Here is a 20,956-nt window from a genome sequence, read left to right on the forward strand (position 1 = left end):
TCGCCAGCTCTCCCTCGCCTCGGGAGAAGTGAATCAGCGGTGAAAGCCCAGTTCAAGCAGAGTTTTTCAACACAATCGGCTCAGTGCAGTCGTTCGCTGCGGCCTCTCCGAATGACTGCTCAGCGGGACTAAGCGGACGAAGATTTTGGATGATCCCTTATTGAATTAACTCCCCGCAAAGTTCTCGCTTCTATTCCTGCGGCTTAATACTTGGCTTAGGATGGCGCCAGACTTGCATCGCGCCTAATGCGGGGTGTTGAAACGTTTTTTCAAATGTCGCGTTCAGGCGCTCAGCTAGAGCAAACGACCGAGTATTGCCTTCCATGATGAGGCTAACTGCCGTTGTCCACTCAAGGGTATAGTATGCAAAATTTCGAGCGGCGAGTGAAGCTTCGAAGGCTATGCCTTTGCCCTCCCCACTTGCAAAAACCGACCATGCCACCTCGGGCTCCGGCCATCCCTCTGGAAACCAAAGACCAACAACACCAAGCGGCTCATCTGTCCTGCGGTCAGCAACGACCCACCGGCCAAATCCGTGTAGAATCCAATGACCGAACAGCTCGCCGAATTGGCCATATGCTTCTGATCGCGTAAATGGTCCACCGACGCCTTGAGCGCGTTTTGACATACGGAACTCGACGAACGGTTTGTAATCTGAAGCTAGCGGTGCACGCATGTTCAAGCGTTCTGTTTCAAGGGTTGGTATATTTGCAAGTTTCGGTTTCATTTCCTTGAAAGGCTAGTGCAATTCTTCCGGGACCGGGTTGTTCTCGTCCGCCTGATCCCAAGCGTGAGCCATGATCGACCAACGGCCATCAGACTTAACGAGCAGATACCCACTGATGTCGTGGCTGACGTCCTTGCCGTTTTCCACAAGTTCCGACATTGCAAGAACAACCGCGATATTGCCAAAGCGCAAGATCTTCATTCCACGGGTGTGTTCTTCAAAGCTGCGCAGATTCTTCCTAGCGACCGTTTCCATCCGATCTACGAACTGCTCAAGCGATCGAAGCTGCGCTGGGCGTACCGCGCCGCATAACTTTGCGTCCGCAAGGAAATCGTTTCCAAACTTTCCCCAATTGGGCTCATCAACCTCGCCCCATCGCATAGGCTCAAAGTGTTGCCCAATCAATTTCCTGATTTCAAAGTCATCAGACATCGCTTAACTCAATCGGATTGCCATCTGCACGAAGTCTAGACGATTTAATCCAACTTTCAAAATCTTGGGCCGGAGCGTCCGCCTCGGACTCGAAGCAGGCTTTCGCCGCGTTTGGCCTGAATGTCCGCTTTCGATCTCTCCATTGAAGTTTCGCAATACACCGCGACATCCGTCTAAACCGGACTGTGCTACCATGCGGGTTGTCCCAGAGCCGTTGGCGGGGCGGGGGCATTAGTAGGGCATTAGTAGGGGAGCGGAGTCCAATACGATCCAACTAGCTGCTGCAGCTTCCAAATCCAACATTGTGAAAAGTCCAGAAAGAGCAATCAGTTATACTGCTGCGTCCAATTCGTTCGGCTTACGTCCAACTCTGGCAAAGAACTAGGCAAACACATTGGTAAGGGAGAGGTCGAGAGTTCAATTCTCTCCAGCAGCACCACCTTACAGTACAATATGTAGATGTGCGGATACTAAGCCTAATGTCCCTGCGCCGACAATGCGTTATTGCGCAGCATCACCGCCATTTGCCGCGCAATTGAACACCTCAGAGCTATGAATTAGTTCAGACGGCGGGACGCAGCCAACGCTCCTGCCAGAGCATTTTCTATCTCGCCCGGAAAGCTCCGGCCTTTTTCGTGCAGCCCAGCGGCGACCCATCCCACAGTATGTCCGCGCGCACCGATGTCGTTGGCCCTGACCACCATCGGAGAAGTCTTTTCAACCCGAACCAGCGCCATCGACTCTTCCACATCGCTTTCGGACAGGATCATTTTGACCGCGCTGCATATATCCATAGATACCTGCAGGGTCTGATGCTCAAGCCGATGGACGGATTCGGACAACAACCGGGTGCAGAAGGCAGACAAGAAATACCACCGAAAGATTTTGAAAACCCGCTTCTGGAAATCACCACTCGCTTCCATGTTGCAGGATGCGCTTTGGGAAATCTGTTCGAATGCCGTTTGGGCCGACTGTGCCGCTTCACAAATCTGCGCCTCGCGCTGTTCGACAGGCAAGCCGTGCAAACCCGAGAAAATTGCAGTTTCTTGAGTTTCTAAATTCATTTCGGTCCTCCAGCTTTAACTCCTGAGAAGGACATGGGAAACTTCAAGGCCATTCGAATGTGATTTTCTGCCATAAATTAACATGTCAGGCTGATTTCTGACTTTACGAAAGTGCCACAAACTCGCGCTTAAGGCAAACATGCCTAAGATTAACTTATCTTTAAGGGCCAAACTGTGGCCCAGAAGAGGCATTTAAAATGAGGCAGGATGATCGTTTCCGCGCCAAAAAACAGCGCGGAGTTGACATGTTCTGGCAATAGTTACGCCCATATTACGGTTTAAACACAGTCAATCTCGCGGAATTGTTGACCAGTTGGATTTTAACGAGGGGGTACAAGCGGGAACACGGGGGTGAGCGCATGTCCAGCCCACCTCGCCAATTGACAGAGCGGCTCCCCCCGTCACCACAAATCAATCGATCTTGCTTTTCTGCGCATGAGGCGTGACCCCGAAACTTGAGCGATACACCCGCGAAAAATGACCGGGGCTTTCGAAACCACATGCCATGGCAACTTCTGTGACCGAGGCTTCGGTCTGCAGCAACAGCCTTTGCGCCTTTTCCAGCCGCAGTTCCATGAAATACTTCTTGGGTGAGGTGTTTAGGTATTTGCCGAACAAACGCTCCAACTGTCGGGTTGAAATGCCAAGCCCATCGGCGATCTGCGAAGGAGAAATCGGAGACTCGATACAATCGCGCATTATGTGGATCGCCTTGGCCAGATGGGCATTGCGCATCCCGTTGCGCGATTGCAGCGATACGCGTTGTTTAGCGGTCGCATTTCGCACGGCGTTGTAAACCATCTGGTCGGCCACAGCGACAGCCAGCTCTTCGCCGTGATCCCGCTCAATCAGGTGCAGCATCAGGTCCGCAGTCGCTGTGCCTCCGGATGCGGTTATGTGCTTTTCATCCGCCACAAAGACACTACGAACAAGATTCACCTCGGGGAATGCTTCCATAAAGGCGTCATGGTACTCCCAATGGATCGCGGCCTGCATTCCGTCTAGAAACCCCGCCTCGGCCAGCAGCCACGCGCCGGAACACAAGGCACCAATGGCGGTTCCCCTCGCCCGTTCCCGGCGAAGAGTAGCCAAAAGCGAACGGGTGACGTGGTTGCGCATATGAATGCCGGACAAAACGAACAACTGATCCGTCTTTGGCAGATCGCCCAAACCACCATGCACCAGCGTCACAAGTTCGTTCGAGCAAACAGCCCTCTCTCCATCTTCTGAAATTAACGTCCAATCATAAAGCGTCTGCTCACTCACCAGGTTGGCGATCCGCAAGGGTTCGACCGCGCAGGAGAATGCGAGGTGCGAGAATTCCTCGATCAAGATGAAGGTGATGTGCCGCGTTTTGCGCATGAACAGATCCGGTTTCTATGGGGCGCTATGCTGCACGATTCTTTTCTGTATACAACTTGTATTTTTATAGAATACAGAATGAAAGACCAGACACGAATCGATCAAGAATGGGGCGGACCAGGTGAAAGACGACAGCAAATCCCGCAAAGCGGACCTGACCGAACATCTGAAGGTCGGTATTTTGACCCTGCGCCTGCAGCCTGGAACCGATTTGGATGAGGCACATCTGTCTGATGCGTTCGGCCTGTCCCGCACGCCCCTGCGCGAGGTGTTCCGGCAACTGGCCGGTGAGGGTTATCTGGACCTGCGCACCAACCGGTCTGCGCGCGTGTCCGAGATGTCATATACCACCCTACGCGATTTCTTTCTGGCCGCACCGATGGTTTACGGCGCCATCCTGCGGCTGGCTGCGCAGAACGCCACAGGAACGCAGATCGACGCCCTGAAGGATGCGCAGCAGGCGTTCAAGGCGGCTTTGCGTGCTGGGTCCGCCGAAGATCGCGCGCTGGCCAACAACCGGTTCCATGACGTGACCGGCGAGATGTCGGGCAATGTCTACTTGTTGCCCTCGTTCAATCGGCTTTTGATTGACCACGCCCGTATCGGGATGACGTTTTACCGGCCTCAAACAGCCAAAATGACCGAGAACCTGTCCCAGGCCAGCACCCAGCACGACGCCATCATCGCCGCCATCGAGGCGGGCGATGAGGCGGCTGCTGCGCAGCTGGCCGAGGACCACTGGAACCTGTCACGCGATCAGATTGAGCTGTTCGTGATGCCTGACGCGCTGGATGTGCCCATGGGCGCGCCCCTGTCGAAACCTGCATGAGGACGCAATGAACCCGATTTTCAAATTTGAGGGGATCTATACCCCCGTAGTCACGCCCTACCACGCCGATGGGTCCGTGAATTGGGATGCTCTGGCGCAGGTGATCGAGTTTCTGATCAACCATGGCGTGCATGGGCTGATCTCGGGCGGGTCAACGGGTGAGAACTATGCCCAAACGGTCGAAGAACGGCTGGAACTGGCACGTTTCACGCATCAGCAGTTGAAGGGCCGTCTGCCCTTGGTGGTCGGCACCGGTGCGATGTTGACGGCGGATTCGATTGCGTTGGCCTCGGGCGCGCGAGAGATCGGCGCGGACGCGATCCTGCTGGCCAGCCCGCCCTATGCGGTGCCCACCGACCGCGAGAACGCGTTGAACGCGCTGGCCATAGACAAAGCCGCCGACCTGCCCGTCATGCTGTATAACTATCCACACCGCACCGGCACGATGATGGGAGAGGAGTTCCTTGACCGCGTGGGCCGCAGCCGCAATTTCTGCGGCATCAAGGAAAGCTCGGGCGATATCAACCGGGTTCATCTGCTGGCGCGCGACTACCCTCATATCCAGCTGGGCTGCGGCATGGATGACCAGGCACTGGAATTCTTCGCCTGGGGTGCGCCCTTCTGGGTCTGCGGCGGATCGAATTTTCTGCCTGCCGAGCATGTGGCTCTGTACCAAGCCTGCGTCGTCGAAGGCGATTTCGCCAAGGGCCGACGGATCATGTCGGCGATGATGCCCCTGATGCGGGTGTTGGAACAGGGCGGCAAGTTCATCCAGACAATCAAGCACGGCGTCACAATGAACGGGATTGATGCGGGGGGGATGCGGCCTCCGCTGAAAGGTTTGAACAAGGATGACAAGCGCGCGCTAGAACAGGTGACACGGGTGCTGAAAAAGACAATCGCTGACATCGTGGCGGAGGAATAAAGCATGGAACTGCTGACACAGGACGAATACACATCCATCGCCGCAGGGCTGGACCTGCCCACCGGGGCGTTCATCGACGGTGGTTATCGCCCCGCGATCTCGGGCCAGACGTTTGCGACGGTGAACCCCGCAACAGGCGCGAAACTGACAGATATCGCCGCCTGTGGTGCGGCCGATGTGGATTTTGCCGTCGAAAAGGCGCGCGAGGCGTTTGATGATGGCCGTTGGTCGAAACTCCACCCGTCCGAACGCAAGGACGTGCTGATCCGTCTTTGCAAGCTCATGACGCGAAATGCCCGCGAGCTGGCGGTGATGGAGAGCATCGACAGCGGCAAGACCATCTATGACTGCGAAACCGTGGACGTGCCCGAGACCATTCACTGCCTGAAATGGCACGCCGAGGCGATCGACAAAATTTACGATCAGGTCTCGCCCGCCAGCGACGATCACATCGCCATGGTGGTGCGTGAGCCGATTGGCGTCGTGGGTCTGGTGCTGCCCTGGAACTTCCCTTTGCTGATGCTGGCGTGGAAGATCGGGCCTGCTCTGGCGGCAGGCTGTTCGGTAGTGGTAAAACCAGCGGCCGAGACGACGCTGACCGCCCTGCGGCTGGCCGAACTGGCGATGGAAGCCGGGGTGCCGCGCGGTGTGCTGAACATCGTGCCCGGTGGCGGGACCGAGGTGGGCGAGCCCATCGGCCGGCACATGGATATCGACATGGTGTCCTTCACCGGCTCCACCGTCACCGGCAAGCGGTTCCTGACCTATTCGGCGGAAAGCAACGCAAAAGAGGTGGTGCTTGAGATGGGTGGCAAGAACCCCGCCATCGTGATGGAGGATGCCGAGAATCTCGACCGTGTAGCCGCGCATATCGTCAATGGCGCGTTCTGGAATATGGGCGAGAACTGCTCGGCCGCGTCCCGCCTGATCGTGCATAAGGACGTGAAGGCTGAACTGCTGGAACGCATCGCCCATCACGCGAAACAGTGGAATATCGGCGACCCTCTGAACCCGGAAACCCGTATGGGCGCGCTGGTGAGCGCGGGGCATTTCGCCAAGGTCTGCGGCTATCTTGAACAGGCCGAGAATGTCGTAATCGGTGGCACCGCGAAGGATGGGTTTGTCGAGGCCACGGTGGTCGAAGTGCCCGGAAACGATGCGGTGTTGGCGCAAGAGGAGATCTTTGGCCCGGTGCTGTCGGTGATCGAGGTCTCAGGCTTTGATGAAGCCATCAGGATCGCCAATGACACCGAGTATGGCCTGTGCGCCTCGATCTTCACGGCCAATGTCAAACGCGCCATTCGCGGTGCGCGGGCGATCTGGGCGGGCACGGTCACGGTGAACAGCTTTGGTGAGGGCGACATCACCACGCCCTTCGGCGGCTACAAGCAATCGGGCTTTGGCGGGCGCGACAATTCCGTTCACGCGCATGATCAATACACCCAGCTGAAGACCATCTGGATTGATCTGGCCGATGACGAAGATGAGGCGGTGGATTGAGAAGCTACACCGCTCGCTCCCTGCCCCTCCACCGCGGGCCAGCGGCGTGGAGCGTCCTTCTGGGCGATCCTCCGCCAGCGCTGGAACTCAGCGACAACATCACCGCCGATTTCACCATCATCGGTGCCGGGTTTGCCGGGTTGTCTGCGGCGCGGCGACTGACCCAATTGCAGCCCGACGCCAAGATCGTGGTGCTAGAGGCCGGACGTGTCGCCGAGGGGGCTGCGGGGCGGAACTCGGGCTTTATGATCGACCTGCCGCATGATCTGGCCTCGGATGATTATGCGGGCGTGGGCGATGACCGGGCGATGATCGCGCTGAACCGGCAGGCCATCGCCTTTGCGCGTGAGGCCGTCGCGCAATACCAGATCGACCCGAACTATTTCGACCCGGCGGGCAAGGTAAACGGCGCAGCCAGCGCAGCCGGTCACACTCATAACGAAAGCTACGCGCAGCATCTGGCCAGTCTCGGCGAGATCAGTGAAATGCTGGACCCACAGCAGATGCATGAGTTGACCGGGTCTCGCCACTATCGCTCGGGGCTTTACACGCCGGGGACGGTGATGCTGCAACCGGCGGGCTATGTGCGCGGCTTGGCAGAGGGGCTGGTCGAACATGGGGTCGCGGTGTTTGAAAACTCGGCGGTCACGGGGTTTCAGAAACAAGACAACGCGTGGCAAGTTCAAACGGCGCACGGGTCGGTCAGCACGGGCACGGTGATCCTGACGGTGAACGGGCATCTGGAAAGCTTCGGGATCGAGACCGACCGGCTGATGCAACTGTTCCTGTTTGCCGCCATGACAACCGAGTTGGACGCCGAGCAGATGGCCCATATCGGCGGGCAGTCACGCTGGGGTGTGACACCGTCCGACCCGATGGGAACGACGATGCGTAGGATTGATAGCGGTCAGGGCGGCAACCGGATCGTTACCCGCACCTGCGCCGCGCTGCGCCCCGGTATGGCGGCGAAAGCGCGCGATCTGAACCGGGCCGCCCGCGTCATGCAACGCAAGTTCGATCAGCGCTTTCCGCAGTTGGCGGGTCTGCAAATGCAATACCAATGGGCGGGCCATCTGTGCTTGAGCCTGAACGGCGTCTCGGTCGCGCGGCAGATCGAACCCGGTGTTTTCTCGGGCTGCGTTCAGAACGGGCTGGGCACCGCGCGCGGCACGTTGACGGGTATCGCTGCGGCGGAACGTGCTTGCGGACATCAATCCGACATCACCCGCCATTTTGAGGAGGAACAACCGCCAAAACGCCTGCCTCCACAGCCTTTTCGCGAGCTTGGAGCGAATGTGGTACTGCGCTGGAAGGAGTGGCGGGCGCGGGATGAATAATCAGGGCAAGCTGAGCTTGGCCATACGCCCGCCGTCAACCGTATAGACCTGCCCGGTGATGAAACTGGCCTCGTCCGACGCCAGAAACGCGACCAAAGCCGCCACCTCGGCGGGTTGGCCGGTACGGGCGACGGGATGGATGCGTTTGATATCCTCGGAAAACCCCTCGGGGTCCGGCATCGAGGCGATGAATTCCACGTTCAGTTCTGTGTCGATCCAACCGGGTGCAACTGCATTACAGCGAATGCCCTCGGCCCCGTGATCCACGGCAACGGCGCGGGTCAAACCATGCAGCCCGGCCTTGGAGGCGCCATAGGCGGCGTGGCCAGGATTGCTGCCCAAACCCTCGATCGAGCCGATATTGACGATGCTGCCCCCTTCCTTTCGCAAATGCGGCAGCGCGGCTTTGATCAGCAGAAACGGCGCGGTCAGATTGACGGTCAGAGTGCGCTGCCAATCCTCAAGGCTCATTTCGTCAACGCGGGCCTCCTGCATCATGCCTGCATTGTTGATCAGGATATCCAGCCGCCCCGCCCTGTCGACGACCTGATCGACCACGGCTTTCGGGCCGTTGGGATCGCTGAAATCGACCTCGATCCCATTGGCATCCGCACCGCGCTGCGCGGTGAACACCTGCGCGCCCTCATCCCGCAAACGCTGAGCAATGGCACGCCCGATCCCGCTGCGCCCGCCTGTCACCAAGGCGGTTTTTCCTTCAAATCGGGTCATGCGACGGGTTTGCCTCCGTTCACTTCCAACAAGGCCCCGCAGATATACCGCGCCGCGTCCGAGACCAGAAACATCACCACATCCGCAATGTCCTCGGGTTCGGCAATTCGACCGAGCGGGACGGTCTGGCCCAACTCGGCAACTGCGCTGTCGGGATCGAATCCGCGTTTTTCAAAGCCCGAGCGCAACATAGGCGTGTTCACCTCATTCGGACAAACTGCGTTGATACGTATACCCTGATGGGCGTGATCCATCCCCATACATTGCGTCAGCGAGGCAATGGCGGCCTTGGTCATGCAATAAACGGCATGTTTCGGGCCGGGGCGCAGGCCCCAGCAAGACGCAGTGTTTACGATGGCCCCGCCCCCCGCTGCAGCCATGATCGGAATGGCAGCACGGCAGATGCGGAACGGGGCCTCGACATTCACGCCCAGCGACAGCACCCAGTCCGGGTCCGTCGTCTCGGTCACGGCCCCGCGCGTGATGACACCTGCGTTATTGATCACGATGTCCAACCCGCCCAGCGCATCCGAGGCGGCGTGCGGCAGCGTGTCGGCATAAGATGCGTCAAGCAGGTCTCCGGGCAAGTGGGCGTCGGCAGCGATCCCGGCCACGTCGCGGTCAGCCACGGCAACCTGTGCCCCGGCGGCGCGCAAGCGTTGCACGATGGCTGCTCCGATCCCGCCTGCGGCCCCGGTCACAAGGGCGGTTTTTCCTGTCAGGTCCATAGTACCTCTGGTTTGAAAAAGCCTGCCCGAGGGGACGGGCGGGCAAGTTTCGGGAGAGATGATTTCAGTAGCTTTGATTCAACTCGTCAGCGGCCGGGATTTCGCGTTCGCGCCGGGCGATATAGTCCAACAGGGCCTCATCCTTCGCCTCGTCCAGTTTCGGTTCCTGATATTCGTCCAGCAGAGTTTTGGCGCGATTCAGGGCGCGTTCCGTAACCTCGATGCTGCCTTCGGCCTGCCACTGCTCGATCGAGTTGTTGTCGAACAGTTCGGGCATGAAAAAGGCGCTTTGAAAATTGTCCTGCGTGTGCGGATGACCCAAGTAATGCCCGCCGGGGCCAACATCCGGCACAGCCGCCAAAGCCTGATCGAAATCACCCCACTTCGGCCCCTCGGCCATTCGATAGGCCATGGCGCATTGTTCGGCATCGACGATGAACTTGGCCACGGAACAGTGCATCCCGGCCTCATTCCAGCCCGCCGAATGCCAGATATAGTTGGCCCCCGCATGGATCACCGCCTGCAAGGTAGTGGCGGATTCGTATCCGGCCTGCGCGTCAAAGGTCTTGGCCCCGCCCAGTGTGTTCGAGGTCCGCCACGGCACCCCGTAATGCCGCGCCATCTGGCCGATCATGAAATTCATCAGGCTGATCTCGGGTGTGCCCGCCATCGGCGCGCCGGATTTCATCGAAACGGTTGACAGGTAATGCCCGTAGATCGCGGGTGCGCCCTTGCGAATGACCTGCGTATAAGCCAGCGCGCTTAACGCCTCGGCGTTCAACTGCGCCACAGTGGCGGGAACGCTGGCAGGCGTGTTTGCGCCGCCCAAGACGAAGGGCGAACACAGAACCGGCTGATTGCGACGGCAAAACGCCCGCATCGCGCCCAGCATCGTCTCATCCCAGACCAGTGGCGAGTTGCCGTTGCAATTACCGGTCGTGACGGGGTGATCCTCTAGGTAGTCTTCGCCGAACAGAATGGCGCACATCTCCATCACGTCCTCGGCGTTTTTGGGGCTGGTGGTCATGCCCATGAAAGTCTTGTCGGAATGTTTCATCGACGAATAGGTGATCCGCAGATGGCGCTGGCTGATCGGGTGGTCATAGGGTTCAACGATGTGGTGCGCGCTGGAATGCAACGCAGGCAGCATATGCGACAACTTGTGAAACATCGCCAGATCATCCAGCGTCGGATTGCGGCGCACATCATCGAGATCGCGCAAAAACGGCGCCCCGGTCATTGGCACAAAGATCGAATGCGGTCCGCCCAAGCGCACATTCTTTTGCGGATCGCGCGCGTGATAGGTGAAATCGCTTGGGATCGAGGAAATCAGCTGACGCACCAACCCGCGGTCCAGATAGACCAGCTCTCCTTCGACCTTGGCCCCAACCCGTTTCCAATCCTCTAACGCGATAGGGTCTCGAAACTGAACACCCACATTTTCCAGAATGTCCATCGAGGCCGCATCGATACGGTCTACTTGCGCACCATCCATAACTTCGCACAAAGGAATGCCTCGGGTCAGGCCAGGCAGCATGTCAAAGTTCGGCGCGGTGCGCAGGGCGCGGCGGGCCTGACGGCCTCCGGCGCGGGTTGCGGTGCGAATGTTCATTGGGCAGTCCTCCGATCTTGTGGTCCAGATTGAGGGATTCGGAGGCGTCCTACGTCACTGATTGCGAAACCTGTTTGCAGGAAACGACACAGATGCCTGCTTTGAATACCGTCACCCCGGGCGTCCGTGCGGGGCCGCAAGCCGGTTGATCGCTTTGTCCAATCGCTTTCAAAAAACCTGAGAACACTGGTTTTCTTGCACGGATACCCCGATATTGACATGAACCAAACTCATGCGAATGCATCACCCAAGGTCCCTGCGATTATGTCCAGACGTCACTACAACCTACCCCCGCTGACAACGCTTGCCGCGTTCGAAGCCGCCGCGCGGCATCTGAGTTTCAAGAATGCGGCCGAAGAGTTATCGGTGACGCCCGGTGCTGTCAGCCACCAGATCAAGGCATTGGAAGGCGATTTGGAAACGACCCTTTTTCAACGCAAGCATCGCGGGGTTGAACTGACAGAAGACGGAAAAGCCTTGTTCGAGGCACTGTCATCTTCATTTTCCAACATCTCAAAGACTCTGGCCACAATTCGTGGTCGCGTGTCGGTGGGTAAGGTCACTGTCGGATCCACGACCGCCGTAGCAGCCCTGTGGCTGTCGCCGGCTGTGATCCGATTCTGGCGCGAGATGCCCGAGGTCAACGTGGATCAAATCGCGCAGGACAGACCATTCCGTGACCGGCCGGATATCGACTTTTTTATACGCTATGGTCACGATAGTGACCCTAGCCTATCGCATACACCACTGTTTCGCGACCACTTGACCCCTGTGGCAAGCCCGGAACTGGCCCGGCAACTGACCGGCGCCGATCTGGAACAGCTTGCCGCACAGCGCCTGATTCATCTTGAATCAGATGACCGCAGTTGGACCACGTGGCCCGAATGGTTCCAGCAGCTTGGCTACCCCGGTAAAATCCCGATCGTATCCCGCGTGAACAGCTATTCGGTCGCGTTGCAGCTGGCGCGCAAAGGGGCAGGCCTGGTGCTTGGTTGGCAGCGCCTTATTCAACCCATGCTGCAATCGGGAAAACTGGTGACCCTTGGGCCGCATCACCTGACCGCGCCTAACCAATTCTACCTTGTAGGGCGGCCGGATGACGAACTGTCTGAAAGCGCACGCGCGTTGAAAAACTGGATCCTTCAAGAGGTACGGGATGGTTCGGTTTAGGTGAAGTCACCCACTGATGAGGTTTTCTGGTATTGAGAAAAGGCAGCCCCTTCCGCCAAAACGGATGAAACGCATCCAGCAATACCCTCAGGAGAGCCCGATGAATAAATATAGCCCGCTGTCCTCGGTTCTGGCCGATGTGAATGTGGCCAACGGTCTGCCGAACGAGCATTACATCGACCCGGTCGTCTTTGCCGAGGAACGTAAGTCCGTCTTATATGCGAACTGGTCAGGGATCGGGTTCGGCAAGGACGTTCCCGAGGAAGGCGATGCCAAACCGGTCGATTTTCTGGGCATGCCCCTGTTGATCGTGCGCGACCGGGATGGTGAAATCGGTGTATTCCAGAACACATGTCGCCACAGGGGCATGATACTGGTCGACACCCCCCGCAAGATCGGCGGCGCGATCCGCTGCCCCTACCACAGCTGGTGCTACAGCCTGAAAGGCGAGCTACGCGCGACCCCTCATGTGGGCGGCCCCGGCCACAACACACACAAGGATGTTGACCGCAAAGATCTGGGTCTTGTCCGGGTCCGCTCGTATGTCTGGCGCGACGTGATTTTTGTAAACGTGGACGGCAACGCCCCCGCATTCGAGGACGCCCACGCCGCGCTAATGGACCGTTGGAAAGAGTTCGACAAACCGGTGCATCACGGTGGCGAGACCTCTTCGTTCAAGCTTGAGGTCAAGACCAACTGGAAGCTGGCAGTCGAAAACTATTGCGAAAGCTATCACCTGCCTTGGGTCCACCCCGGCCTGAATAGCTATTCCCGATTGGAAGACCATTACAATATCGAAGAGCGCGGGCATTACTCGGGTCAGGGCACATTGGTCTATCGACAGCTGACCGACCAAGACGGCGCTACCTTTGATGATTTTGACGGCCTGAGCGACAAATGGAATGAGGGCGCGGAATATGTGGCGCTGTACCCGAATGTCCTGCTGGGCGTGCAGCGAGACCACGCCTTCGCAATTGTGCTGGAGCCGGTTGACCAGGAAAACACGGTCGAACACATCGAGCTTTACTATGCGAAAAGCATCGACGAGACACCGCAGCACGACGGCTTGCGCGCCTCGAATGCGCAGCTGTGGAAGACCGTATTCGAAGAAGACGTCTTTGTAGTCGAAGGGATGCAGAAAGGCCGCCACGGAGTGTTGTTCGACGGAGGTCGTTTTTCGCCCGCGATGGACGGTCCGACCCATAACTTCCACCATTGGGTTGCCTCGCAGATCGAAAATGGTCGCGCAGAGTAAGACAGCGGGCTGGTCGGCTTTTTGCTGATCGGCCCTGACGGAGACCCGATGGACAAGACCGATCTGGATCGCCTGCTGCTTGAGGCCCATGATCACAACGATCATGGCGCCCTCATTCGCTATTACACGATGGCCGCAGACGAACGCGAAGCGGTGCAGGATATCGACGCGGCCTGTTTCTATCTGACCCATGCCTTTGTGTTCGCTCTGGAATCCGGCGCGCCTGAGGCAGAGCCCCTGAACGCACGACTGGCCGCCTACGGGCGCGCTCATCGGTTGGAATTCTGAGATTAGCGTCAGGTTAAACTCGCTCAACTCAACTTGAAATTTATGTCCGTTGTCCGCGCAACACCCTTGGTGACACAAAGCGCGAAGAACCCAACTTGGATATGGCAGGCTCATGAAAACGAATGCACAGGCGGTGGTAATTGGCGGCGGGGTGATCGGGTGTTCTATCCTGTATCATCTGACCAAATTGGGGTGGTCAGATGTGGTGCTGCTGGAACGGGACGAGTTGACCTCGGGCTCAACCTGGCACGCGGCGGCGAATATCCACGGGCTGCATGACAGCACCAATATCAGCCGCATTCAGCACTATACCATGACCCTGTACAAAGAGCTTGAGGCCGAAACAGGCCAGAGCTGCGGCGTGTTCCAGCCCGGCTCGCTCTATCTGGCGCAGACCCAAGAGCGCGAGCATCAGCTTCGCCTGCAGGCGGCCAAGGCCAAGCTCTATGGCATGAATTTCTATGAGATAAGCATTGAAGAGGCCCAACGCCTGAACCCTCTGGTCAACTATGACGGCATCCGCTGCGTGATGTTCGAACCCGATGGCGGCAATGTGGACCCGTCGGGCGTGACCAATGCCTATGCGGTGGGCGCGCGCCAGCGCGGGGCCGAGATTCATCGTTTCACTCCGGTTACGGCAACCGATCAGCAAGAGGATGGCAGCTGGATCGTGCGCACCCCCAAGGGTGACATCAAAACGCCCTGGGTGGTGAATGCCGCCGGTCTGTGGGGCCGCGAAGTGGCGCGGCTGGCGGGAATCGAGCTGCCTCTGCAGCCCACCGAACACCAGTATTTTGTGACCGAGGCAATGGCAGATGTGCAGGCGCATGGCACCCGCCTGCCCTCGGTCAGTGATCGGGATGGAGAATATTATCTGCGGCAAGAGGGCAACGGCCTGTTGGTCGGGGCCTATGAGAAAGACATGAAATTCTGGGCCGAGGACGGCACGCCGCTGGACTTCGCCCATGACCTGTTCCCCGACGATCTGGAGCGGATCGAAGAGAACATGATGAACGCTATCGAACGCCTTCCTGCTGTAGGTGAGGCCGGAATCAAGCGTGTCATCAACGGCCCGATGATCTGGTCTCCGGATTCGAATGTCTTGATGGGGCCGGTACCCGAGGTTGATGGCTATTTCTGCTGCAACGGCATCATCCCCGGATTTTCGCAATCCGGTGGCATGGGCCTTATGGCCGCGCAGTGGATCATCGAAGGCGAAACCCAATACGACATGTTCGCCTGGGATATGGCCCGCTTTGACACCTGGGCCACAAAGGAATTCACCAAAGCCAAGGTGCAGGACCAATACGCCCACCGCTTTGCAATCCACTTCCCGAATGAGGAGCGCAGCGCAGGCCGCCCTGCCCGCGTGCGCCCGATCTACGAAACCCAAAAAGCCATGGGTGCGGTATTCGGCCTGAATGTCGGCTGGGAACATTCGCTATGGTTCGCGGATGAGCCGTGCACGGTGGATACCAACGGCTTTACCCGCCAGAACTGGTGGGCCCCTGTGGGCGAAGAATGCAAGATGTTGCGCGACCGAGCAGGCATCATCGACATCTCGAACTTTGCCAAATACGTCTGCAAAGGGCCGGGTGCCGAGGACTGGTTGAATGCAGTCTTCGCCAACACCATGCCCAAGGCGTTTGGCCGGTCTTGCTTGACGCCGCTGATCTCGAAACGCGGCGGCATTGCCGGGGACTTTACTGTCACCCGCGTGGCCGAGGATGAATTCTGGATCATCGGCTCGGGTATGGCCGAGCGATATCACAAACGCTTCTTCAAGCAGGTTCCGCTGCCCAAAGGCACCACATTCGACAGCCACACCGAAGCCATGTGCGGCTTCAACGTCGCCGGTCCGAAATCGCGCCAGATCCTGCAACGCCTGACCAACACGTCGCTGGCAACCGAGGACTTCCCGTTCATGCGGTCCGCGATGATCGAGCTTGCAGGCGTCGAAGTTCTGGCCCTCCGCGTGTCCTTCACCGGCGATCTGGGGTGGGAGTTGCATTGCAAGACCGAAGATCAGGCGCAGCTATATGAGGCACTGCTGGAAGCTGGCAAAGAATTCGGTGCAGGCCCCGTGGGCAGTCGCGCACTGATGTCGCTGCGGGTCGAAAAAGGCTATGGGTCATGGAGCCGCGAATACAGCCCCGAACACTGGCCGCACGAAGTTGGGCTGGATCGTTTGTGCAAGTTCGACAAAGACTTCCTGAACAAGGAGGCCGCGCAAAAGGTTCTTGAAAACCCTGCCCGAGAGCAGCTGGTCCTGCTGCATCTGGATGAGGCCGACGTTACGGCGTCCAATGCCGACGCAACCGGTGGTGAGCCGATCTTCAAGGACGGAAAAGGGGTCGGCCGTGTGACCTCGGGCACTTATGGCTACACGGTCGGCATGTCCCTGGCGCTGGGTTATGTCAAAAACGCTCAACCCGGTGATGAGGTCGAAGTGATGGTGCTGGGCCGCCCGCACAAGGCCACCATCCTGCAAGAGCCTCCGTTCGATGCAAAAGGTGAAAAACTGCGCGCCTGATCGAACCGTGATCTACCCCTGACCCTACGAGACCCTATCCACGCGCCCTGCCCTGCCTATATCCTTCACATACCATCTGGATCGTTTTGGGAGGGGCGGGGCGCGTGGAACACAAGACCGACATGCTGATTATTGGTGCCGGGTTCTCGGGGCTGATCATGGCGATTGAGGCCCGTAAGCGCGGGATTACCGATATCGCGATCCTTGAAAAAGCGGGCGATATCGGCGGCACATGGCGTGAAAACACCTATCCCGGCGTTGCCTGCGATGTGCCTTCGCATCTTTATTCAATGGCCACTCATCTGAACCCTGACTGGAGCCGCGCATACGCAGGCGGGGCGGAAATACAGGCTTATCTGCGTAAAGTCGCACAAGACGAAAGCTTGTACGATCTGTGCCATTTTCATCAACAGCTTAAATCCGCGCGGTGGGACGGAGCCCGATGGCAGGTTGAAACCGAAGACGGGCAGCATTGGTCGTCGCGGATACTGGTTTCCGCCATAGGCGCACTGCACGTGCCCAGCATTCCAGACATCCCCGGCGCGGACAGTTTTACGGGGCCAAGTTTCCACTCTGCCCAGTGGAATCACGACGTCTCTTTGTCGGGTAAACGTATCGCGGTGATCGGCACCGGAGCCTCCGCAGTCCAATTCATCCCCGAGATCGCGAAAATGGCGGGGCATGTCACAATCTACCAACGCAGCGCCCCATATGTTCTGCCGCGCCCGGATGGCCCAATCGCGCCGTGGGTCCGCAGGCTGTACCAGCGTGTTCCCATGTTACCCAAATTGCGCCGCAAGCTGATCTACATGGTGTTCGAATACCGCCACCGGGTTTTTCGCGGAGAAAAAGGCGCTGTGAATTTTGCCATGAAGATGTGGCGCTCTGCCATGGAAAAGGCGATCAGTGACCCGGACGAGCGCGCCAAGCTTACGCCCAACTACCAAATTGGCTGCAAGCGTATCCTCAGCTCGAACGACTGGTATCCAACTCTTGCGCGTTCCAACGTGTCTGTTGTGCCGCAGGGCGTGACCTCAATCGAGGGCGATCAGATCACAGCTGCGGATGGGTCCCAATCACAGGCCGATATACTGATCTGGGGCACCGGATTTCACGTCACCGATATGATCGAGTATCTGAATATCTCGGGCGACGACGGTGTAAGCCTACGCGACGCATGGGCTGACGGAATGAAAGCCAATCTGGGTACTGCGATTGCAGGCTTCCCGAACTTCTTCATTCTGCTTGGGCCCCATACGGGATTGGGGCACAATTCTGTGGTGCTGATGATAGAAGCGCAGGTTCGCCATATCGGCCGTGTTTTGGACGAAATGCAGCGCGACGGTCTGCAGGTTGTAACGCCCGACCCCAAAAAACAGGCGGCCTTCACCCAAGAAATGCATGACCGGCACACGGACAGCGTTTGGCAGGCTGGCGGATGTACGTCATGGTATCAGGACGCCCAAGGCCGCAACACCACGCTATGGCCCGGCACTGTATCCGAATTTGAAAAGCGTATGGCGCGCTCGGGGTTAGAACATTACCAACCCCTTCCTTCCCAACACGCGGAGAATTGAGATGAACGTAATTCTGATCCTTGTCCTTCTGATCGCCGCATTTTTCGTGGTCATGAATGTCTGGACCCGAAAACTGACCCGCGACGGGCTTGTCCGTGTTCCTCAACTGGGTCAGATCACTCCTGTGCGTGGAGGCAATATCCACTATGTCGAAAAAGGCGACCCCTCCAAACAGACGCTTGTGCTGATTCATGGCCTCGGTGGGCAGCTGCAACACTACACCTATGCGATGGTCGACCTGCTGGCCGATGATTACCACGTCCTCGCTGTGGACCGCCCCGGCTGCGGCTACTCGACCCGCGATACTGCTGAACTGGGCCGACTACCGGAACAGGGCCGCATGATACAGGAGTTTCTGGACACCAAAGGCGTGTCTGATGCAATCCTTGTCGGGCATTCGCTCGGGGGGGCGGTCTCATTGGCCATGGCATTGGACTATCCTGAACAAACAAGAGGATTGGCCCTGCTGGCCCCGCTGACACAGGTGATGCCCGGGCCGCCCGCCGTGTTTAAACCGCTAGAGATCCGCACCCAATGGCTGCGCACCTTTATCGGCAACACCATTGCCGTTCCAATTGCCGCAAAAACTGCCCCACATACACTTAGCGCAGTGTTTGATCCCGAACCGGCGCCCAGTGATTTTCTCGACCGCGCTGGTGGGGCTTTGGGCCTGCGCGCTTCGGCATTCATAACCGCCTCGCAGGACATTGTCGGCATTGACGAAAGCCTTGAGGGACAAGTGGCCCGCTACGGTGACCTCAAAACCCCCGGAGGCATCCTGTATGGCGCACAGGACGCGATCCTTTCACCCGAGGCACATGGCGCCCCGATGGCTCAATTCGGCCTGTCCGAAGAGCGGCTTGAGGGGCTGGGTCACATGATCCCGATAACCGCACCCGACACCTGCGCCGACTTCATTCGTCGCATCGCCAAAAGCACAGTAGAGGTTGATAACTCCGATACCGGAACGACGTGAGACTGGGTTAAAAAAGAATCTCGCACGGGGGCCATTTCCCTCTTGACCCTCTTGGGCCCCTCGCTTAAATCGCCTCTCACCCATGGCGGAGTAGCTCAGTTGGTTAGAGCAGCGGAATCATAATCCGCGTGTCGGGGGTTCAAGTCCCTCCTCCGCTACCACCAAACCCCCCAGCTTTTTGGAACGATTTGATACCAAGGCGCTAAGGCGGCCCTTCACCTCGACTGGCACGCCGTCTTTCTCGGTTGGAGACACAACGATCTCCGAAATCAAGCCGCGCACCGCGTCACGCGCTTTTGGGTTCGGATTGCCGTCATGTGCCTGCATGGAAGAGATCATTTCATCCAGTGCAGTGACATACCTGGATGCTGTCGCTGGATTGAATTCGAGCGCCTTCTCCTTCTCGTCAAAGCTGGCCAATACGTCCGTTACAACCGAAACGCGTTGTTTGGCCTCAGTCAACTTTGCCTCTCCTTCAACTCCTTCAAGAATTCCCATCTCGAAAAGTTCAATACGGCGCGATAGCAGCTTGTTAGCTTCTGCTACCGCGCGTTCGAGCTTCTTCCTGTCCGGTTTGTCCGCTGCGTTGAGTTTGCGACGTTCTTCATTGTAGGTGCGGATGAAATCATCGATGTAGGTTGGCTCAGACAACTCCTTTCGCAGTTCGGTCAGCAGAGCGCTCTCGATCTTGTCGAGGCGAACCTTCCCGTTATTGTTGCAGGAGCCACTCTCTTTGGCAGTTGAGCAACGGATGCGGATGGTATTGCCGTTTCTGTCATGAATCGACATGCCGCCACCGCAGCACCCGCATTTGATCAGCCCCGAGAACGGGCGCACAGGGTTTCGGGTCGATTTTCCCGATCGCTTGGCCGCAGACTGCGTGGTCAAACGCCGCTGAACTGCGTCCCAAAGTTCCTCTTCGACAATACGAAGGTGCGGAACTTCCGCAAATTTCCAGTCTTTGACCGGCTTTTCACGGCTGACCCTTTTGCCTGTTGTCGGGTTTCGTACCATTTTGACGCGATCCCAAACGAGTATGCCAGCATAAAGGGAATTTCTGAGAATACCGTAGCCGCGCTTGCCGTTTCCATTCAGCGTTGACGCGTTCCACTTCGTCCCACGAGGCGGTAACTCACCGCGAGCGTTGAGATCATGAGCAATATCTCGCGGGGAGGCTCCTTCTGCGTAGGCCTTATAGATTTGGCAAATAACTTCCGCTTCGTGTGGTTTGACCTGGAGCTCCCCGGGTTTTCCCGCAATAGGTGAGTAACCATAAGCCTTACCGCCGGCACTCAAACCTTTGGCTATGTTGCCTGACATTCCGCGATGCACTTTTTCACGCAGATCTTTGAGGAAAACCGTACCGACAAAGCCGCGAAGGCCAATCTGGAGTTCCGACTGTACCCCCTCGCTGGCTGAAATGATTTCGACGCCAGCGTAGCTAAGCAGTTTATGCACCTTATGAAGATCACCTGCGTCCCGGCTGATCCGATCAACACACTCCACGACCAGTGCATCAATTTCCCCCGCACTCGCCGCTTCGAGAAGATTAGCAAAACCAACTCGCCCAATCAGAGTCTCAGAGGTTTTGGCCCTGTCTTCGAATGTCCGGACCTCCCTATAGCCTTCACTTGTCAGGTAGCGTCGGCAGAGCTCCACCTGATCTTCAATGGAGCGCTCCGACTGGAGCGTGGTCGAATAGCGGGCGTAGATCGCAGCGCGGCGTTGCATTCTCTCGAGTTCCTCGCGTCTTGTTGTGCTGCCGCCCGGGCCAATTCCCGGACGAGCTCAAGCAAACCAACATCTGGCGTCGGGTTTTGCTTTGCTGCTGGGGACTTGGTGATCTCTTCACAAATCGAAAAATCGGTTTGGATCGGTTTTTGAACTGTCATGGTGCTCGCTTTATGTTTCA

At 57.9% G+C, this 20,956-nt stretch carries 18 protein-coding genes and 1 tRNA gene; 11 read left to right on the forward strand and 8 right to left on the reverse strand.

All coding sequences use genetic code 11. The features are described 5' to 3' along the window. Positions 1-190: 190 nt before the first annotated feature. From AC2FNR_RS15185 to AC2FNR_RS15200, 4 genes are all read right to left on the reverse strand, one after another. Complete coding sequence (locus AC2FNR_RS15185) at positions 191-727, reverse strand: GNAT family N-acetyltransferase (RefSeq protein ID WP_496849829.1); 537 nt, start codon at positions 725-727, stop codon at positions 191-193. A 12-nt stretch (positions 728-739) separates the two neighbouring features. Next, positions 740-1,159 (reverse strand): nuclear transport factor 2 family protein, encoded by a 420-nt coding sequence (locus AC2FNR_RS15190; RefSeq protein WP_496849831.1) that lies wholly within the window; start codon positions 1,157-1,159, stop codon positions 740-742. Between the two features lie 557 nt (positions 1,160-1,716). After that, positions 1,717-2,223, reverse strand: coding sequence for a hypothetical protein (locus AC2FNR_RS15195; protein ID WP_209195153.1), 507 nt, complete (start codon positions 2,221-2,223; stop codon positions 1,717-1,719). A gap of 411 nt (positions 2,224-2,634) precedes the next feature. Further along, positions 2,635-3,585, reverse strand: a complete 951-nt coding sequence (locus AC2FNR_RS15200; RefSeq protein ID WP_480867100.1) for a GlxA family transcriptional regulator — start codon at positions 3,583-3,585, stop codon at positions 2,635-2,637. A 121-nt stretch (positions 3,586-3,706) separates the two neighbouring features. Here AC2FNR_RS15200 and AC2FNR_RS15205 point away from each other — a divergent pair, with 121 nt between their 5' ends. The 4 genes from AC2FNR_RS15205 to AC2FNR_RS15220 are packed head-to-tail and all read left to right on the forward strand — an operon-like array spanning position 3,707 to position 8,176. Then, on the forward strand, positions 3,707-4,414 hold the full coding sequence (locus AC2FNR_RS15205; RefSeq protein WP_170353316.1) for a GntR family transcriptional regulator: 708 nt from the start codon (positions 3,707-3,709) through the stop codon (positions 4,412-4,414). Between the two features lie 7 nt (positions 4,415-4,421). Further along, the gene (locus tag AC2FNR_RS15210) at positions 4,422-5,339 is read left to right on the forward strand and encodes a dihydrodipicolinate synthase family protein (RefSeq protein WP_480867098.1); all 918 of its coding nucleotides are present in this window, start codon (positions 4,422-4,424) and stop codon (positions 5,337-5,339) included. Between the two features lie 3 nt (positions 5,340-5,342). Next, complete coding sequence (locus tag AC2FNR_RS15215) at positions 5,343-6,839, forward strand: aldehyde dehydrogenase (protein ID WP_496849832.1); 1,497 nt, start codon at positions 5,343-5,345, stop codon at positions 6,837-6,839. Next, a complete protein-coding gene (locus tag AC2FNR_RS15220; RefSeq protein WP_496849833.1) occupies positions 6,836-8,176 on the forward strand; it encodes an NAD(P)/FAD-dependent oxidoreductase in 1,341 nt (446 codons plus the stop codon). The genes AC2FNR_RS15215 and AC2FNR_RS15220 overlap by 4 nt, the downstream gene beginning before the upstream one ends. Here the strand turns inward: AC2FNR_RS15220 and AC2FNR_RS15225 are convergent, their stop codons facing one another. The 3 genes from AC2FNR_RS15225 to AC2FNR_RS15235 form a co-directional block, all read right to left on the reverse strand. Further along, complete coding sequence (locus tag AC2FNR_RS15225; RefSeq protein WP_170751493.1) at positions 8,177-8,905, reverse strand: SDR family NAD(P)-dependent oxidoreductase; 729 nt, start codon at positions 8,903-8,905, stop codon at positions 8,177-8,179. Then, a complete protein-coding gene (locus tag AC2FNR_RS15230; RefSeq protein WP_496849834.1) occupies positions 8,902-9,633 on the reverse strand; it encodes an SDR family NAD(P)-dependent oxidoreductase in 732 nt (243 codons plus the stop codon). The genes AC2FNR_RS15225 and AC2FNR_RS15230 overlap by 4 nt, the downstream gene beginning before the upstream one ends. 64 nt (positions 9,634-9,697) lie before the next feature. Further along, positions 9,698-11,245: a trimethylamine methyltransferase family protein gene (locus tag AC2FNR_RS15235; RefSeq protein ID WP_170751497.1), complete on the reverse strand. Its 1,548-nt coding sequence runs from the start codon at positions 11,243-11,245 to the stop codon at positions 9,698-9,700. A 264-nt stretch (positions 11,246-11,509) separates the two neighbouring features. On the opposite strand from AC2FNR_RS15235, the gene AC2FNR_RS15240 reads away from it, so the two are divergent. The 7 genes from AC2FNR_RS15240 (at position 11,510) to AC2FNR_RS15270 (ending at position 19,205) form a co-directional block, all read left to right on the forward strand. Further along, complete coding sequence (locus AC2FNR_RS15240; protein ID WP_496850327.1) at positions 11,510-12,415, forward strand: LysR substrate-binding domain-containing protein; 906 nt, start codon at positions 11,510-11,512, stop codon at positions 12,413-12,415. 100 nt (positions 12,416-12,515) lie between these two features. Next, positions 12,516-13,670, forward strand: coding sequence for an aromatic ring-hydroxylating oxygenase subunit alpha (locus AC2FNR_RS15245; protein WP_496849835.1), 1,155 nt, complete (start codon positions 12,516-12,518; stop codon positions 13,668-13,670). Positions 13,671-13,718: 48 nt separating this feature from the next. Beyond that, a complete protein-coding gene (locus AC2FNR_RS15250; RefSeq protein ID WP_170751500.1) occupies positions 13,719-13,958 on the forward strand; it encodes a hypothetical protein in 240 nt (79 codons plus the stop codon). A gap of 112 nt (positions 13,959-14,070) precedes the next feature. Next, positions 14,071-16,491, forward strand: a complete 2,421-nt coding sequence (locus tag AC2FNR_RS15255) for a GcvT family protein (protein WP_496849836.1) — start codon at positions 14,071-14,073, stop codon at positions 16,489-16,491. Positions 16,492-16,595: 104 nt separating this feature from the next. Continuing rightward, a complete protein-coding gene (locus AC2FNR_RS15260; RefSeq protein WP_496849838.1) occupies positions 16,596-18,068 on the forward strand; it encodes a flavin-containing monooxygenase in 1,473 nt (490 codons plus the stop codon). A gap of 1 nt (position 18,069) precedes the next feature. After that, positions 18,070-19,044 carry an alpha/beta fold hydrolase gene (locus AC2FNR_RS15265; RefSeq protein ID WP_496849840.1) on the forward strand — a complete coding sequence of 325 codons (975 nt, stop codon included), beginning with the start codon at positions 18,070-18,072 and terminating at the stop codon, positions 19,042-19,044. 84 nt (positions 19,045-19,128) lie between these two features. Next, positions 19,129-19,205: transfer RNA gene (locus AC2FNR_RS15270), tRNA-Met, on the forward strand. Here AC2FNR_RS15270 and AC2FNR_RS15275 read toward each other — a convergent pair. Further along, a complete protein-coding gene (locus AC2FNR_RS15275) occupies positions 19,162-20,775 on the reverse strand; it encodes a recombinase family protein (protein WP_496850329.1) in 1,614 nt (537 codons plus the stop codon). The two genes, AC2FNR_RS15270 and AC2FNR_RS15275, sit on opposite strands and share 44 nt — an antisense overlap. Positions 20,776-20,956: the final 181 nt, after the last annotated feature.

This window comes from Ruegeria sp. SATB045, from assembly GCF_059613525.1.